This is a genomic window from Arthrobacter globiformis (assembly GCF_003261175.1).
Taxonomy (GTDB): domain Bacteria; phylum Actinomycetota; class Actinomycetes; order Actinomycetales; family Micrococcaceae; genus Arthrobacter; species Arthrobacter globiformis_A.
In genome coordinates this window covers 54,450-70,358 of sequence record NZ_QLNP01000089.1, presented here as the reverse complement: position 1 = coordinate 70,358, position 15,909 = coordinate 54,450, and the positions used below count along the sequence as shown (strand labels likewise).

The window sequence follows — 15,909 nt, the reverse complement described above, 5'->3', positions numbered from 1 at the left end:
GCCGGAGACACTTCATGAGCCACGATCTGACCACGACGGCGGGAAAGATTGCCGATTTCCGCGACCGCCAGGCCCGTGCTGAGCAGCCGTCCGGCCCTGAAGCCATCGAGAAGCAGCATGCGCGCGGCAAGAACACCGCCCGCGAGCGCATCGACCTGCTCGTTGACGAAGGCTCCTTCGTGGAGTTCGACGCCCTGGCGGTCCACCGCTCCACCGCCTTCGGCATGGAGAAGAAGAAGCCGCTCGGCGACGGCGTCGTGTCCGGTTACGGAACCGTGGACGGCCGGCTCGTGGCCCTCTACAGCCAGGACTTCAGCGTCTACGGCGGCTCCCTGAGCCAGGTCAACGGCGAAAAGATCGTGAAGGTCCAGGAGTTTGCGCTGCGCAACGGCTGCCCGGTGGTGGGCATCAACGACGGCGGCGGAGCCCGGATCCAGGAGGGTGTTGCCTCGCTGGCCATGTTTGCGGACATCTTCCGCAACAACGTCCACGCTTCCGGCGTGGTGCCCCAGATCTCCCTCATCATGGGCCCGTGCGCCGGCGGCGCCGCCTACTCCCCCGCCCTGACCGACTACGTGGTCATGGTGGACAAGACCTCCCACATGTTCATTACCGGCCCTGACGTCATCAAGACCGTCACCGGCGAGGACGTGGACATGGAGACCCTCGGCGGCGCCCGGCAGCACAACGCCACCACCGGCACCTCCACCTACCTGGCCTCCGACGAGGCCGACGCCATTGAGTTCGTCCGGGAACTGCTGGACTTCCTGCCCTCCAACAACCTTTCCGAGGCGCCGGTGCAGGAGCACCAGCAGGAGCTGGAGCTCGACGACGACGACCTCACCCTGGACACGCTGATCCCGGACTCCGCGAACCAGCCCTATGACATCCGAAAGGTCATCGAACAAATCGTCGATGACGCCCACTTCCTGGAGATGCAGTCGCTGTACGCTCCGAACGTGATCATCGGCTACGGCCGGGTCGAGGGCCACACGGTGGGGATCGTGGCCAACCAGCCGCTGCAGTTCGCCGGCACCCTGGACATCTCGGCCTCCGAAAAGGCGGCCCGCTTCGTCCGCCACTGCGACGCCTTCAACATCCCGATCATCACCCTCGTCGACGTTCCGGGCTTTCTGCCCGGCAAGGACCAGGAGTTCCAGGGCATCATCCGCCGCGGCGCCAAGCTTCTCTACGCTTACGCCGAGGCCACCGTGCCCAAGCTCACCGTAATCACCCGGAAGGCCTACGGCGGCGCCTACATCGTGATGGGCTCCAAGAAGCTCGGTGCTGACCTGAACCTTGCGTGGCCCACCGCCCAGATCGGCGTGATGGGCGCGCAGGGCGCCGTCAACATTCTCTACCGGCGCGATCTCGCCGCCGTTGCCGAAGCGGGGGGCGACGTCGAGGCCAAGCGCGCCGACGTCATCCGGCAGTACGAGGAAGAGCTGCTCAACCCATACCAGGCCGCAGAGCTGGGCTACGTCGACGCCGTCATTGCACCCTCCGACACGCGGCTGCAAATCATCAAGGGGCTGCGGGCGCTGCGTGACAAGCGTGCGAGCCTGCCCACGAAGAAGCACGGAAACATCCCGCTGTGAGCGCCCAGACTCCGGCGGTTGACCCGGCCGAAACGGTTGGGCCGGCCGCGGCCCTGTTCTCCGTCACCAAGGGCGAACCGACAGCCGAGGAGCTCGCGGCGCTTACCGCCGTCGTACTTTCCCTGGGCTCCGCCGCAGCGGCCCGCCCCGAGAAGACGAGCGTCCGGCAGTGGATGCGGCGCCAGCAGCTGCGGCTGGAGCCGACGCCGGGTCCGGGCGCCTGGAAGCGGAGCCGGGGCTGAAAAATTCAGTAAGTCTTTCATAACCGGAACCCCGCGGTTAGTCTCGTGGGGTGACTACTGAATCTGCCGCCCCAGCGCGCCCCCGGACCGCCATCGACGCCGTCGCCGACGCTTACACCGACACGCTCGTCGCCCTGGATCCGAGCCTGGCCACCACGCTCGGCATTCCGGGGCACGACACCGAGTTCCAGGACTTCTCCCCGGCCGGGCTCGGCAGGTTCGCCGATGCGGAGCGAAAGACCCTGGAGGCCCTCGAGGGGCTGGAGCCCGTTGACGACGTCGACGCCGTCACCCTCGATGCCCTGCGCGAACGCCTCGGACTCCAGCTTGAGATCCACGACTCGGGCTGGGACCTCGCCGAACTGAACAACATCGACTCCGCGGCGCAGAACATCCGGTCGATCTTCGACCTCATGCCCACGGACACCGAGGAGCACTGGGCGAACATCGCCGGCCGTACGCACAGCGTGCCGGCGGCCATCAGCGGCTACATCGAGTCGCTGCGGACGGCCAGGGACAACGGCAAGGTCTCGGCACGGCGCCAGGTGTCGATCGTGATCGAGCAGACCACCAAGTACGCCGCCGAGGACGGTTTCTTCGCCAAGCTCGCCGCCGAGGCCAAAACAGCGGACGGCCCGCTGCCGGCGGAACTGCAGGAGAAGCTCGACGCCGGTGCTGCCGCCGCCCGTGCGGCGTACGCCGAACTGGCCGCCTTCCTCAAGGAGGAACTGCTGCCCGTGGCCCCGGAAAAGGACGCTGTGGGCCGGGAACGCTACGCCCTCGCCTCGCGGGTGTTCCTTGGTGCCGCCGTCGACCTCGAAGAAACCTACGCCTGGGGTGTTGAGGAGCTCGACCGGATTATTGCCGCCCAGGAGCAGGTAGCCGCCCAAATCAAGCCGGGCGCCTCCATCGCGGAGGCCAAGGAGATCCTCAACAGCGATCCCGCCCGCCGGCTCATGGGAACGGATGCCCTCACGGCGTGGATGCAGGAGCTGTCCGACCGTGCCGTCTCCGACCTTGCAGGCATCCACTTCGAGATTCCCGACGTCATGAAGACCCTTGAATGCCGGATCGCCCCCACCGACGAGGGAGGCATCTACTACACGGGGCCGTCGGACGATTTCAGCCGGCCGGGGCGCATGTGGTGGTCCGTGCCCGCGGGTGAGGACACGTTCACCACCTGGGCCGAGACCACCACCGTGTTCCACGAGGGTGTGCCCGGACACCACCTGCAGATCGCCACCGCCGTTCACCGGCGCGAGCTGCTCAACAGCTGGCGGCGCAACGTCTGCTGGACCTCGGGGCACGGCGAGGGCTGGGCCCTGTACGCCGAGAAGCTGATGGAGGAACTCGGCTACCTCAAGGATCCGGGCGACCACATGGGCATGCTGGACATGCAGCGCATGCGGGCGGCCCGTGTGGTGTTCGATATCGGCGTCCACCTGGAACTCGATGTTCCCGCGCGCTGGGGAACGGGCACCTGGACGCAGGAGAAGGGCTTCGATTTCCTCAAAGCCAACCTGGACATCAGCGAGGGCAACCTGCAGTTCGAGTTCGCGCGCTACCTCGGCTGGCCGGGCCAGGCCCCGTCCTACAAGGTGGGCCAGCGCCTCTGGGAGCAGATCCGCGCGGAGCTCGAAGCCCGGCCGGATTTCGACCTCAAGGCCTTCCACACAAAGGCCCTCAACATCGGCTCCGTGGGCCTCGACACCCTCAAGCGCGCCATGCTCGACTAGCCTGCCCTATCGCCCGCTGAGGGACACGAGGGGCGAGACGTTCGCCACACGGGCCTGGGGAATAACTTCATAAAAGTCCCGCAGGGCGCCGTTTTTCCGGCGTCCAGGCGACCGTCGGCCAGCTAGGAGTCGTAACATTTCTCAATATCGAATGGAAGCTGTATTTTCTACGCCCTAACTTGTTCGGGTGAGCAATCAAACCACTTCATCCACGGCCGGGCGTTCCGGCTTCCAGCTGCCGCGGTGGGCAGGCTCCTTCGGGTTCCAGATCATCGCCGCCCTGATCGTCGGGCTGGGCCTCGGCCTGCTGGCCAAGTACACCGGCAGCACCAAGACCAACCCCAACGGGCTGGGCGCCACGCTGCAGACCATCGGCTCCAGCTACGTCTCGCTGCTGCAGACCGCCGTCGTGCCGCTGATCTTCACCGCCGTGGTCAGCTCCATTTCCAATCTGCGTGAGGTCTCCAACGCGGCGCGGCTCGCCTGGAACACGCTGCTGTGGTTCGCCATCACGTCGCTCGTCTCCGTGCTGATCGGCATCGGCCTGGGCGTGCTCCTGCAGCCGGGCGCAAACACGGGCATCGCCGGCGACGCGGAGTACGACGGCAAGCAGGGCGACTGGTGGGCATTCCTCATCGGCCTGTTCCCCGAGAACTTCCTGGGCCTAGGCGCCAGCTCGACGGTCGCCGACTCCGGCGCCGTGACCACGTCCGTCAGCTTCAACGTCCTGCAGATCCTGGTGATCGCCATCGCCGTCGGCGTTGCCGCCCTGAAGGTGGGCAAGCAGGCCGAGCCGTTCCTGACCCTCAATGCCTCTGCGCTGGCCGTCATCCAGAAGGTGCTGTGGTGGATCATCCGCATCGCACCGCTGGGCACCGTGGGCCTGATCGGCAACGCGGTGGCCGTCTACGGCTGGGACACCATCGGCTCGCTGGGCAAGTTCACCGTAGCGATCTACATCGGCCTCGCCCTGGTGCTCTTCGGCGTCTACCCGGCCCTGGTCCGCTTCCACGGACTGTCGGTCAGGCAGTACTTCTCCGGCGCGTGGCCGGCCATCCAGCTGGCCTTTGTTTCCCGTTCCTCCATCGGCACCCTGCCGCTGACCCAGCGCGTCACCGAGCGCAACCTCGGTGTTCCCCGGGGCTACGCCTCCTTCGCCGTTCCGCTGGGCGCCACCACCAAGATGGACGGCTGCGCGGCAATCTACCCGGCCGTCGCCGCGATCTTCGTGGCCCAGTTCTTCGGAATCCAGCTCGACTTCAGCCAGTATCTGCTGATCGCCCTGGTCTCCGTCCTCGGTTCTGCTGCGACGGCGGGAACCACCGGCGCCGTCGTCATGCTGACGCTGACCCTCTCCACACTGGGACTGCCGCTGGCCGGCGTCGGACTCCTGCTGGCCATCGACCCCATCCTGGACATGGGCCGCACCGCGGTCAACGTGGCCGGCCAGGCACTCGTGCCCACCATCGTGGCCAAGCGCCAGGGGATCCTCGACGAATCCCTCTACAACGCACCGCGCACCGGTGAGGCCTTCCGCGAGGAAGAGGCACCCGCCGCCGTCGAGCGTGAGCTGGCTGAGTCCAAGGCCTGACCTTGGCAGACTGAGTGTGCCCCGGGGTTCATCCCCGGGCACACCCATTTAAGACCGGCTTCCCAAATGGGTCCGGGCGGCAGGCAGCAAGGGTAGGGTACCGGCATGGACATCATTCTGGTTCCCGGTTTCTGGCTCGATGGTTCATCCTGGTCCGGGGTCACTCCCCCGCTGGTGGAGGCGGGCCACCAGATCCATGCGCTGACCCTCCCGGGGCTCGAGGCGAAGGACGCCAAGCGGACCGGAATCGGGCTCCGCGACCACATCAACGCGGTGGTGGAAGTCATTGACGGCATTGAGGGCCCGCTGGTCCTCGTCGGCCACTCCGGCGGAGGCGCCATCATCCACGGCGCCGTGGACGAACGCCCGGACCGCGTGGTGCGGGCGGTCTACGTGGACAGCGGACCGCTCGGGGAAGGCGGCGTCATCAATGATGAGCTCCCGGCTGACGGTGATGAGATCCCGCTGCCTTCCTGGGACGTGTTCGACGACGCCGACCTCACCGACCTTGATGACGGGCTCCGCGAGGCATTCCGTGCACGGTCCATTCCGCAGCCCAAGGCCGTGGCCTGCGACAAGCAGCACCTCCACGACGTGCGCCGCTACGAGGTCCCGGCCACGGTGATCGCCTGCGAGTTCCCCACATCCCTGCTGACGGAGTGGATGGACGCCGGGCACCCCTATGTTGAAGAGCTGGCCCGCATCCGCGATGTGGAACTCGTGGACCTTCCCACCGGGCACTGGCCGCAGTTCACCAAGCCGGCGGACCTCGGAGCGGCAATACTCGCCGCCGTCGACCGGACAAACTGACGGACCAGCCCCCGTGACCTGGCCACAGCGGGTTCCGGGCCCACTGGACTAGGCCCCCTGCTTAGGCCTAGCGGCCGCCGATCACGCCCTTTTCGACAGCCTTCGCTACGGCGTCGGCTTCAGCCTGGGTCAGCGTGCCATCCTTCACCGCCTGATCCAGCCGGCTCTTCAGCGCAGCAGCCCGGCCCGTCTGCGCCTCGGCGCGGAGTTCCTCGAGGGCGGCCTTGACCTTCGCTTCGTCGATTCCCAGGGACTTGGCCAGCGAGGCCGCCAGGGCCGCTTCCTTGGCCGCCTTGTCCGGCCTGGTGCCGTCGGCGCTGCGGCCGGGCGGACGGTTGGCCTCACGGAACGCCCTCAGGGCGTCCTCCACCTTGGCCTGGTCCACGCCCAGCTTGGCGGCCAGCGCCGCTGAGTCCGCTTTGACGGCACCGTGGCCGCGCCCATATCCATGCCCGCGCCCGCCGCCGTCGAAACGCGGTCCGTCATCGGGAGCGCTGAACGGGCTGCTTGATGTCGGCGCGGGCGTGGGCGTGGCTGTCGTTGCGGCCGCCATGCCGGTGACACCGAACCCGGCACCCAGTGCCAAGGCTGTGGCGCCCAAGCCGAGAGCCACCTTCTTTGAACGCTCCATGTTCGCTCCTCGCTCCGCCGGCCTTGAGGCACCATTGCCGCCGTGCCGCCTACGACATCAGGATGCACCCTCCTCCTCAAGAACGGCTTTTGCCCGGCTGTGAGGAGGCTGTGAATTTCACCGCGGAAGCCGCGAATCACCACACTCGGTTGCCCAGAGTGCAAACTTGCACATAGTGTAACTGGGTGTCCACTTCCGGTTCAGTCTCTACCCCGCCGTCGTCGTCGCCCGATTCTGCGCCGACTTCTGTGCCGACGTCTGTACCGACTGGCGTCGGCGGGTCCGTTTCCCGGCGCGAGTTGAACAAGGCTGCCACCCGGCAGGCCATTACCGGTTCCACGCTTGCCCTTCTGCGGCGGCACGGCCCCGGCAACTTCACGGTCGAGGACATTGCAGAGGCGGCGGGCATCTCACGCCGGACCTTCTTCAACTACTTCAGCAGCACCGAAGCCGCGATCGCGTCGGTGACCCACGGTTTCCTGGACAGCGCACTCGAGCAGTTCCGCCGACGTCCCGCTGATGAACCCATCCTCGAATCCGCCCGCGCCGCTTTGGTGGCACTGGCGGATCCCATGACGGTGGCGCCGCTGGCCGAGCTGTTCGGCCTGACCCAGGGCAATCCGCTCATGGCGCGCTCCGAGCTTGAGGCCTGGGACCACTGCACCGAGCAGATTGTTGCTGCGGCCCGCGAGCGTTCCCCGCAGGGCACCCGGCCTGAACAGGGCACCGGGATTGAACACGACGAGCTCTACGTCCGGGCCCTCGCAGGTTCGGTGGTCTCCTGCGGCAAGGCTGCCATGGACGTGTGGTTCCGCCGCTGCGGCCCCGACCTCTCCCCCAAGTCGCTGGCGATCCTTCGCCAACTGCTCATCGATTCGATGGGGCTCCTCGGATCCGGTTTCGCCGGGCCGGCATCGGATCCCCCGTCGAATGAGTCTTCCGCCCAACCTTCCACCCAAAACGCAGAACGGTCCTGACATGGCACTTCTCCTGTACCGCCTCGGCAAGTTCTCCTACCGTCACCGATGGCTCGTCGTCTCGCTCTGGCTGGCGATCCTGCTGGCAGTTGGCGGCGCAGCGGCAGCCTTTTCCGGCGCGCTGTCCAACAACTTCCAGATTCCGGGCACGGAAACCCAGCAGATGGCCGACAAGCTCCAAAAGGAGCTGCCGGCGTCATCCGGCGGCTCGGCCGGGGTTGTCTTCCAGGCCAATGACGCCCAGTTCAGCCAGGCGGGCAAGGACGCGGTGTCCGCTGCCCTGACCAAGCTCGAGGCCCTCCCGGACGTCCGCGGAACCGTCGACCCGTTCGCCACGCAGGCCCAGCTGGACAAGGCCGCCGCGGATCTCGCCGCCGGCGAGGCCAAGGCAACCGCGGGCAAGGCCGCACTGGACAAGGCCGCGGCCGAACTGGCCGCGGGGCAGGAACAGCTGGCCGCGGCCGAGGCGCAAATGACCGCTGCCGGATTCCCGGCGTCGGCCATTGAGGCCCAGCTGGGCCTGCAGAAGGCCGCCCTGGCCGCCGGCCAAAAAAAGCTCGACGCCGGCACAAAGGAAGCGCAGGCCGGCGCGGCCAGGCTGGAGCTGGCCAAGCGCCAAGTCGACGCTTCGCAGGGATTGCGTTTCGTCTCGGAGGACGGCAAGGCGGCCATTGCGCAGGTCCAGTTCAAGACCTCCATCAACGGCCTGGACCCCGCAGTGCGCCAGGAAGTCCAGGACATCGTGCAGGAGGTCTCCTCGGCCGGCGTCACCGCGCTGCCCAGCAAGGAAATCAGCGAGGACGTCTCCGAGATCTTCGGCGCGGCTGAGATCATCGGCATCGGCGTGGCGGCACTGGTCCTGATCATCATGCTCGGCACGCTGGTGGCCGCCGGGCTGCCGCTGCTGATGGCCGTGATCGGCGTGGCGGTGGGCGTTGGTGCCACCATGGCACTGAGCGGCCTCATTGACATGAGTTCCATTTCCCCGATGCTCGCGCTCATGCTGGGCCTCGCCGTCGGCATTGACTACTCGCTGTTCATCGTCAACCGCCACCGCGGGCAGCTGCTGGCAGGCATGGACGCGGAAGAGTCGGTGGCCCGTGCCACCGGAACCTCGGGCAATGCCGTGCTCTTTGCCGGCCTGACGGTCATCATCGCCCTCGCGGCACTGGTTGTCCCGGGCCTTCCATTCCTGGGAGTCATGGGCCTGTCCGCGGCCGGAACCGTCGCGGTTGCCGTCCTGGTTGCCCTGACCCTGACGCCGGCCGTCCTCTCCTTCATGGGCCGGAAGCTAATTTCAAAGCGTGCCTGGGCCAAGGCGGAGAGGCACAACGCCGACCCCAACCGGGAGGCTGAGGACCGTGCCAAGGACGAACACCGCAGCAGCCACGGCTGGGGCGGATTTGTCACCAGGCACCCGGTTCTGGCCCTGCTGGCCGGGGTCCTGGCGCTGGGCGTTGTGGCGCTGCCCGCCGCCCAGCTGCGGCTCGCCCTGCCCGACGGCGGCTCGGAACCGGCCGATTCCCAGGCGTTCAAGGCGTATGACGCCACCAAGCGCAGCTTCGGCGAAGGCATGACGGGACCGATCATCGTGGTGGGTGATTTCCCGGACGGCCTGAGCGAAACCGAAGCAACGGCCAAACAGCTGGACGTCGCGGACATCCTGCGCAAGACGGAGAACGTGACCGCAGTCATTCCTGTGGCACTGAGTGAGGACCGCGGGACGGCGGTGTTCCAGGTCGTTCCGAAGGAAGGACCGGCGAGCGCAAGCACCGTGAACGTGGTGTCCGACATTCGCGCCGAGAAGGCCGACGTCGAGGACTCCACCGGAGTCAGCATTGGACTCACGGGCCAGACGGCGGGGAACATTGACGTTTCCACGAAGCTGGGCGACGCCCTGCCGTCGTATCTGGCAATCGTGGTGGGCCTCTCGCTGATCCTGCTGCTGCTGGTGTTCCGCTCTATCGTGGTGCCGCTGCTGGCGACGGGCGGCTTCCTGCTTTCCCTTGCGGCCGCGTTCGGCGCCGTGGTGGCGGTGTACCAGTGGGGCTGGCTGGGTGCGGTGTTCGGCGTCGACAACCCCGGCGCCGTGCTCAGCTTCCTGCCGATCATCCTGATCGGCGTACTGTTCGGGCTGGCCATGGACTACCAGGTGTTCATCGCCTCGGGCATGCGTGAGTCCTTCATGCACGGCGAGTCCGCGAAGCACGCCGTCCGCTCCGGCTTTAGCCACGCTTCCGCGGTGGTTACCGCCGCCGCCATCATCATGGTCAGCGTCTTCGCGGGCTTCATCTTCTCGCACCTGAACATGGTCCGCCCGCTCGGTTTCGCGATGGCTTTCGGCGTGCTGGTTGACGCCTTCGTGGTGCGGATGACGATCGTTCCGGCCGTCATGTACCTCCTCGGCGAGAAAGTTTGGTGGCTGCCGCGCTGGCTGGACCGTATCCTGCCGGACGTGGACGTGGAAGGGGCGAAACTCGGCCGGCACGCACCAGCTGTAACGGCGGCAGCGCCCGACGCCGAACCCGCGGAGGTCGGAGCCCGATGAATTAGGCTGGAGCGGTGACCCGCCTCATCCTTGCCTCCCAGTCCCCCGCCCGCACCAAGCTCCTGGCGGAGGCCGGCATCGAACACGAGGTCCTCGTGTCCGACGTCGACGAGGACGCCGTGCAGGAACGCTACGGCGTCACCGATCCGCACGACACCGCCCTGCTCCTGGCCCGCGCCAAGGCCGAGGCCGTCGCCTCGCTGCCGGAAGCCGAGGGTGCCCTGGTGCTCGGCTGCGATTCCGTATTCGAGTTCGACGGCGAGTCCCACGGCAAGCCGTACACCGTGGACGTTGCCCGGCAGCGGATGCTGCGGATGAGCGGCAGCAGCGGGGTCCTGCACACCGGCCACTGGCTGGTGGACTGCCGCGACACGGACGACGACGGCGGCTCCGGCGCCACGCTGGGCAGCGTCGCCTCCGCCGAAGTGCACTTCATGGAGATGGAGCCCGCTGAGATCGACGCCTACATCGCCACCGGCGAGCCACTGCACTGCGCCGGCTCCTTCACCATCGACGGCTTGGGCGGCGCCTTCATTCGGAAAGTCGACGGCGACCCGCACGCCGTCGTCGGATTGTCGGTATCCACCCTGCGCTCCCTGCTGGCCCAGGCGAACGTCAGCATCACCGAGCTCTGGCAGGACCTGCCGGGCTCGGCAATTTCCGGAGAGTTGTAGCTTCCCTACAAAGGCCGGGCCTCTTACCCGCGGATTCCGCCAGTAATATCGGCGGAATCCTCAAAATCAGGCTAGGCTCCCTGAAGGAAAGAAGGAGACGCCTTGTCAGTAAAGCCGGAGCAGTCCGCAGGTCCAGTGCATTCGAAACTCACCAAGGTTCTGATCGCGAACCGCGGTGAAATCGCCGTCCGCGTCATCCGCGCAGCCCGGGACGAAGGCATCGCCTCCGTCGCCGTCTACGCCGATCCGGACCGGGACGCCCTCCACGTCCGGCTCGCCGACGAAGCATATGCCCTGGGCGGCAACACCGCAGCCGAGTCCTACCTCGTGATGGACAAGCTGATTGAGATCGCCCGCCAGTCCGGCGCGGACGCCATCCACCCCGGCTACGGCTTCCTGTCCGAGAACGCCCAGTTCGCGGCCAAGGTCATCGACGCCGGCATCACCTGGATCGGCCCGTCACCCGAAGCCATTTCCGCCCTGGGCGACAAGGTCCAGGCCCGCCACATCGCCGAGAAGGTGGGCGCCCCGCAGGTCCCCGGCACCGCCGACCCCGTTGAGTCCGCCGACGAAATCCTGGAATTCGCGGACAAGTTCGGCCTGCCCGTAGCCATCAAGGCCGCCTTCGGCGGCGGCGGGCGCGGCATCAAGGTGGCCCGCACCCGCGAGGAAATCCCCGAGCTCTTCGATTCCGCCGTCCGCGAGGCCACGGCCGCCTTCGGCCGCGGTGAGTGCTTCATTGAGCGGTTCCTCGACGCACCGCGCCACGTTGAAACGCAGTGCCTCGCCGACGCCCATGGCAACGTGGTGGTGGTCTCCACCCGCGACTGCTCACTTCAGCGCCGCAACCAGAAGCTCGTGGAGGAAGCCCCGGCCCCCTTCCTGACGGCGGAACAGAACCAGCGCCTCTACGACTCGTCCAAGGCCATCCTGAAGGAAGCCGGCTACCTCGGCGCCGGAACCTGCGAGTTCCTCGTCGGCCAGGACGGCACCATCTCCTTCCTCGAGGTCAACACCCGTCTGCAGGTGGAGCACTGCGTCTCCGAGGAAGTCACCGGCATCGACCTGGTCCGGGAGCAGTTCCGCCTGGCCTGCGGCGACGAACTGGGCTACGGCGACCCCGAGGTCCGAGGCCACTCCATCGAGTTCCGCATCACCGGCGAGGATCCGGGCCGCAACTTCATGCCCGCACCGGGCACTGTAAGCACCCTGAAGAACCCCACCGGCCCCGGCATCCGCATTGACTCCGGCATCGAAGAGGGCGACGTCATCAGCGGCAACTTCGACTCCATGCTGTCCAAGCTGATCGTCACCGGAGCGAACCGTTCCCAGGCCCTGCAGCGGTCACGCCGCGCCCTCGAGGAGATGGTGGTGGAAGGCATTCCGACCGTCATCCCCTTCGACCTGGCCGTGGTCAGCAACCCGGCGTTCGCGCCGGCCGAGGGTCCGTTCAGCGTCCACACCCGCTGGATCGAAACCGAATTCGTCAATGACCTGCCCGCCTGGACGCCCAACGGCGCCGCGCCGGAGGGTGAGGACGCCGCTGAGCGCCGCACCGTGGTGGTGGAAGTGGGCGGCAAGCGCCTCGAGGTGGCACTGCCCGCCAGCCTCGGCTTCACCGGGTCAGCAGCCGGCGCGAAGCCGGCCAAGTCCAAGAAGCGCAGCCGCACCGGCGGCGCCACCGCCGCCGCGGGCGGCAACGCCCTGACGTCCCCCATGCAGGGAACGATCGTCAAGGTAGCCGTGGCCGACGGCGACGTCGTCGCCGAAGGTGATCTCGTCGTCGTACTTGAGGCGATGAAGATGGAGCAGCCGCTGACGGCACACCGCGCCGGCACCATCACCGGCCTGTCCGCCGCGGCCGGCCAGACGGTGGCAGCAGGCGCCGTAATCGCGACGATCGAAGACTAGAGCTCTCCAGCACATGAAAATGCCCGGTGTGATCCACACCGGGCATTTTCGTTGATGCATCGAAAGCTGGAAATCAGGCCACGTTGTTCTCGTAGTCCGTGTTCTTGGTTTCGCGGGTGATCCACAGCGCGATGAAGGTCAACACCGCAGAGGCCGCCATGTAGACACCGACGAGCCAGGTGCTGCCGCCGGTCGCCTGCCACAGGGCAATCGCAATGAACGATGCCGGGGCGGCGCCGATGACGCTCGAGAGGTTGTACGCCACGGCCGAGCCGGTGTACCGCACGTTCGCCGGGAACAGCTCGGGCAGGATGGCGGCCATCGGGCCGAAGGTGAGGCCCATCAGCGTGAAGCCGACGATGAGCCCGACGATTGCCGCTCCCGGGCCGGGGCCGAACATCGTGAACCAGAGTGCGCCGAACACAAAGATGCCTGCCGTGACGCCCATGAGGAACTTGCGGCGGCCCCACTTCTCGGCCAGCGGGCCGGACACGAGGGTGAAGATGCCGAAGAAGACGACGCCGAGGATCAGCATCCAGAGGAATTCACCGCGGGGAACACCCAGACCGGGAACGAAGCTGGCGATTTCGGCAGCGGACATCGGCTTGCCGGCCTTCTCCGCGGCGGCCTGCGCGGCCTCAACGGAGGCGGGCTTGGTGCCGTAGGTCAGGGTGAAGGAGGTCATGATGTAGAACAGCACGTAGGTGGCCAGCATGATGAAGGTACCGGCCAGCACCGGGCGCCAGTGGTGCTTGAAGGTTGCTGCGAACGGAACCTTTGCCACCTTGTCTTCTTTCAGGACCTTCTGGAACGAGACACTTTCCACGAGCTTGAGGCGCACATACAGGCCCACGATCACCAGGACGGCGCTGAGCAGGAACGGAACCCGCCAGCCCCAGGCCATAAATTCCTCGGGGCTGAGGGCGGCGTTGAACCAGATGAAGAGCAGGTTGGCCAGGATGAAGCCGATGGGGGCACCGAGCTGCGGGAACGTGCCGTAGATGGCACGCTTGCCTTCGGGGGCGTTCTCCGTGGCCAGCAGTGCTGCGCCGGACCACTCTCCGCCGAGCGCAAGCCCCTGGGCAAAGCGCAGCAGCACCAGCATCAGCGGCGCGAGGACGGTCCAGCCGGCCACGGATGCGGTCGGCAGCAGCCCGATGAAGAACGTGGCCAGTCCCATGGTGAGGAGGGAGGCCACCAGGGTGCCCTTACGGCCGAACTTGTCGCCGAAGTGCCCGAACAGGACCGAGCCGATGGGCCGCGCGACGAACGCGACGCCGAAAATTGCGAAAGAGCTCAGGAGGGCGTTGATCTCCGTGGCCTGGGGGAAGAACAGCTTGGGGAAGACCAGCACCGACGCGGTTGCGTAGATGTAGAAGTCATAGAACTCGATCGTCGTTCCGATGAGGCTGGCAAAGATCACTTTGCCCTTGGAGTTCACCGGTTTGGCGGTGCCATGTTCCGTTGACGTTGCAGGCGATGACATGTGGGGACGCTTTCATGAGAACTGGACGGACCTCACTCGGAAGCCCCTCCAAACATAGGGATAAAACAGAGTTCAATCTTAGTTCCCGCTGTCCACGCGACGGACAAGCGGTCCAATATACGGACTTCCTGAGTTGTCTCAACATGAGGTCGTCCTGCAAGCCTAACGCCGCCCGAAGCGGCCTGATAGGCAAATGTCACAGCACGTTAACAAACGGCGACCGTCTGCGAAACGCGCCTTCCCTAACTTGGAAGGACAACATTCCCCAAGGAGGTATACCGTGACTGCTGACCGCACCGCAGACGCCGGAACCCACAATTCCCTCGATCTTGCTGCCGCCACCACCACCGAGGCACCCGCCCTTGAAGTGCGTCCCGGACGCTGGATCGCCAACTGGGACGCCGAGAACAAGCAGCAGTGGGAATCCCAGGGCCGCTCGATCGCGCGCCGCAACCTTAATTGGTCCATCTTCGCCGAGTTCCTTGGCTTCGTCGTCTGGCAGCTGTGGTCCATCGTGGTGGTCCAGCTCCCCACCGCAGGATTCACGTTCAGCACGTCCGAAATCTTCTGGCTGATCTCCATGCCGAGCCTCGTAGGCGCCACGCTCCGGATCCCCTACACGTTCATGGTTCCGCGCTTCGGCGGCCGGAACTGGACCATCGTCTCCGCCCTGCTGCTGCTGATCCCCTCCACCGGGCTTGCACTGTGCGTTTCCAATCCGGAAACACCGTTCGGCGTCATGCTGTTCGTGGCGGCCCTTGCAGGCTTCGGCGGCGGCAACTTCGCCAGCTCGATGGCCAACATCACCTTCTTCTACCCGGCCCGCGAAAAGGGCTGGGCCCTGGGCCTGAACGCCGCCGGCGGCAACCTCGGCGCAGCTGTGGCACAGCTTGCTGTACCGATCGCCATCACCCTGCTGGCCGCCGGCACCGTCAACCTCCCCGTAGCGGGCCTCATGTGGATTCCGCTGATCCTCCTGGCAGCCTTCGGCGCTTACAAGTACATGAACAACCTCACGAGCGCCAAGGGCGACGTGGCCGGATCCCTGGCAGCGATCAAGGAACCCCACCTGTGGGTCATGGCACTGCTCTACATCGGAACGTTCGGCTCCTTCATCGGCTTCGCCGGCGTCTTCCCCAAGCTCATCAAGGACTACTTCCCGGCCTTCTCCTCCATCTCGGTCGGCGCCGTGGCCCTTTCCCTGGCCTTCCTCGGCCCGCTGGTCGGCTCGCTGGCCCGCCCCTACGGCGGCCGTATGGCTGACCGCATGGGCGGGGCCCGGATGACAGTGACTGCCTTCGCCGCCATGGCCGTCATCACGCTGACCATGATCTGGACGCTGCCGCTGAAGAACTTCTGGCTCTTCCTGGTCCTGTTCCTGATGCTGTTCACCGCCAGCGGCTTTGGAAACGGCGCGACCTACCGCATGATCCCGGTGATCTTCGCAACGTCCAGCCGGGCGGCCCGCTCCGGAGCCAGCTCGGTGCAGACCCAGCGCCTGGCGTCCTCCGCACTCGGCCTGATCTCCGCCATCGGCGCCTACGGCGGGTTCGTCATCCCGCAGGTGCTGAACGCCTCCAACACGGCCAGTGGCTCCTACACCCCGGCCTTCTACGGCTTCGTCGGAGCATACGTCCTGATGCTGGCCGTCTGCTGGTTCTGCTACATCCGCAACGCCAACCGAAACGCGATGGGACACGTCTAA

At 66.5% G+C, this 15,909-nt stretch carries 12 protein-coding genes; 10 read left to right on the top strand and 2 right to left on the bottom strand.

What is annotated here, in order from left to right; all coding sequences use genetic code 11:
• Positions 1-14: 14 nt before the first annotated feature.
• The 5 genes from DBZ45_RS14250 to DBZ45_RS14230 all read left to right on the top strand — a co-directional run bounded on the left by DBZ45_RS14250 (position 15) and on the right by DBZ45_RS14230 (position 5,977).
• The gene (locus DBZ45_RS14250) at positions 15-1,598 is read left to right on the top strand and encodes an acyl-CoA carboxylase subunit beta (RefSeq protein WP_111904537.1); all 1,584 of its coding nucleotides are present in this window, start codon (positions 15-17) and stop codon (positions 1,596-1,598) included.
• Positions 1,595-1,840, top strand: a complete 246-nt coding sequence (locus DBZ45_RS14245) for an acyl-CoA carboxylase subunit epsilon (protein WP_223257086.1) — start codon at positions 1,595-1,597, stop codon at positions 1,838-1,840. The genes DBZ45_RS14250 and DBZ45_RS14245 overlap by 4 nt, the downstream gene beginning before the upstream one ends.
• Before the next feature lie 50 nt (positions 1,841-1,890).
• On the top strand, positions 1,891-3,576 hold the full coding sequence (locus tag DBZ45_RS14240; protein ID WP_111904536.1) for a DUF885 domain-containing protein: 1,686 nt from the start codon (positions 1,891-1,893) through the stop codon (positions 3,574-3,576).
• Between the two features lie 187 nt (positions 3,577-3,763).
• On the top strand, positions 3,764-5,167 hold the full coding sequence (locus tag DBZ45_RS14235; protein WP_111904535.1) for a dicarboxylate/amino acid:cation symporter: 1,404 nt from the start codon (positions 3,764-3,766) through the stop codon (positions 5,165-5,167).
• Positions 5,168-5,272: 105 nt separating this feature from the next.
• Positions 5,273-5,977, top strand: coding sequence for an alpha/beta fold hydrolase (locus DBZ45_RS14230; RefSeq protein WP_111904534.1), 705 nt, complete (start codon positions 5,273-5,275; stop codon positions 5,975-5,977).
• A gap of 67 nt (positions 5,978-6,044) precedes the next feature.
• Here the strand turns inward: DBZ45_RS14230 and DBZ45_RS14225 are convergent, their stop codons facing one another.
• The gene (locus DBZ45_RS14225) at positions 6,045-6,608 is read right to left on the bottom strand and encodes a hypothetical protein (protein WP_111904533.1); all 564 of its coding nucleotides are present in this window, start codon (positions 6,606-6,608) and stop codon (positions 6,045-6,047) included.
• A gap of 248 nt (positions 6,609-6,856) precedes the next feature.
• Here DBZ45_RS14225 and DBZ45_RS14220 point away from each other — a divergent pair, with 248 nt between their 5' ends.
• The 4 genes from DBZ45_RS14220 (at position 6,857) to DBZ45_RS14205 (ending at position 12,718) form a co-directional block, all read left to right on the top strand.
• Positions 6,857-7,585: a TetR/AcrR family transcriptional regulator gene (locus DBZ45_RS14220; protein ID WP_111904532.1), complete on the top strand. Its 729-nt coding sequence runs from the start codon at positions 6,857-6,859 to the stop codon at positions 7,583-7,585.
• Between the two features lies 1 nt (position 7,586).
• A complete protein-coding gene (locus DBZ45_RS14215) occupies positions 7,587-10,133 on the top strand; it encodes an MMPL family transporter (RefSeq protein ID WP_111904531.1) in 2,547 nt (848 codons plus the stop codon).
• 14 nt (positions 10,134-10,147) lie between these two features.
• Positions 10,148-10,807 (top strand): Maf family protein, encoded by a 660-nt coding sequence (locus DBZ45_RS14210; protein WP_111904530.1) that lies wholly within the window; start codon positions 10,148-10,150, stop codon positions 10,805-10,807.
• Between the two features lie 102 nt (positions 10,808-10,909).
• Positions 10,910-12,718: an acetyl/propionyl/methylcrotonyl-CoA carboxylase subunit alpha gene (locus tag DBZ45_RS14205; protein WP_111904529.1), complete on the top strand. Its 1,809-nt coding sequence runs from the start codon at positions 10,910-10,912 to the stop codon at positions 12,716-12,718.
• A 73-nt stretch (positions 12,719-12,791) separates the two neighbouring features.
• Here the strand turns inward: DBZ45_RS14205 and DBZ45_RS14200 are convergent, their stop codons facing one another.
• Positions 12,792-14,204 (bottom strand): MFS transporter, encoded by a 1,413-nt coding sequence (locus DBZ45_RS14200; protein ID WP_111904528.1) that lies wholly within the window; start codon positions 14,202-14,204, stop codon positions 12,792-12,794.
• A 280-nt stretch (positions 14,205-14,484) separates the two neighbouring features.
• Here DBZ45_RS14200 and DBZ45_RS14195 point away from each other — a divergent pair, with 280 nt between their 5' ends.
• Positions 14,485-15,909, top strand: a complete 1,425-nt coding sequence (locus DBZ45_RS14195) for an MFS transporter (protein WP_111904527.1) — start codon at positions 14,485-14,487, stop codon at positions 15,907-15,909.

Coding starts and splice junctions, on each gene's coding strand:
- DBZ45_RS14250 (WP_111904537.1), top strand. CDS start 15: ATGAGCCACGATCTGACCACGACGGCGGGAAAGATTGCCGATTTCCGC.
- DBZ45_RS14230 (WP_111904534.1), top strand. CDS start 5,273: ATGGACATCATTCTGGTTCCCGGTTTCTGGCTCGATGGTTCATCCTGG.
- DBZ45_RS14225 (WP_111904533.1), bottom strand. CDS start 6,608: ATGGAGCGTTCAAAGAAGGTGGCTCTCGGCTTGGGCGCCACAGCCTTG.
- DBZ45_RS14215 (WP_111904531.1), top strand. CDS start 7,587: ATGGCACTTCTCCTGTACCGCCTCGGCAAGTTCTCCTACCGTCACCGA.
- DBZ45_RS14200 (WP_111904528.1), bottom strand. CDS start 14,204: ATGTCATCGCCTGCAACGTCAACGGAACATGGCACCGCCAAACCGGTG.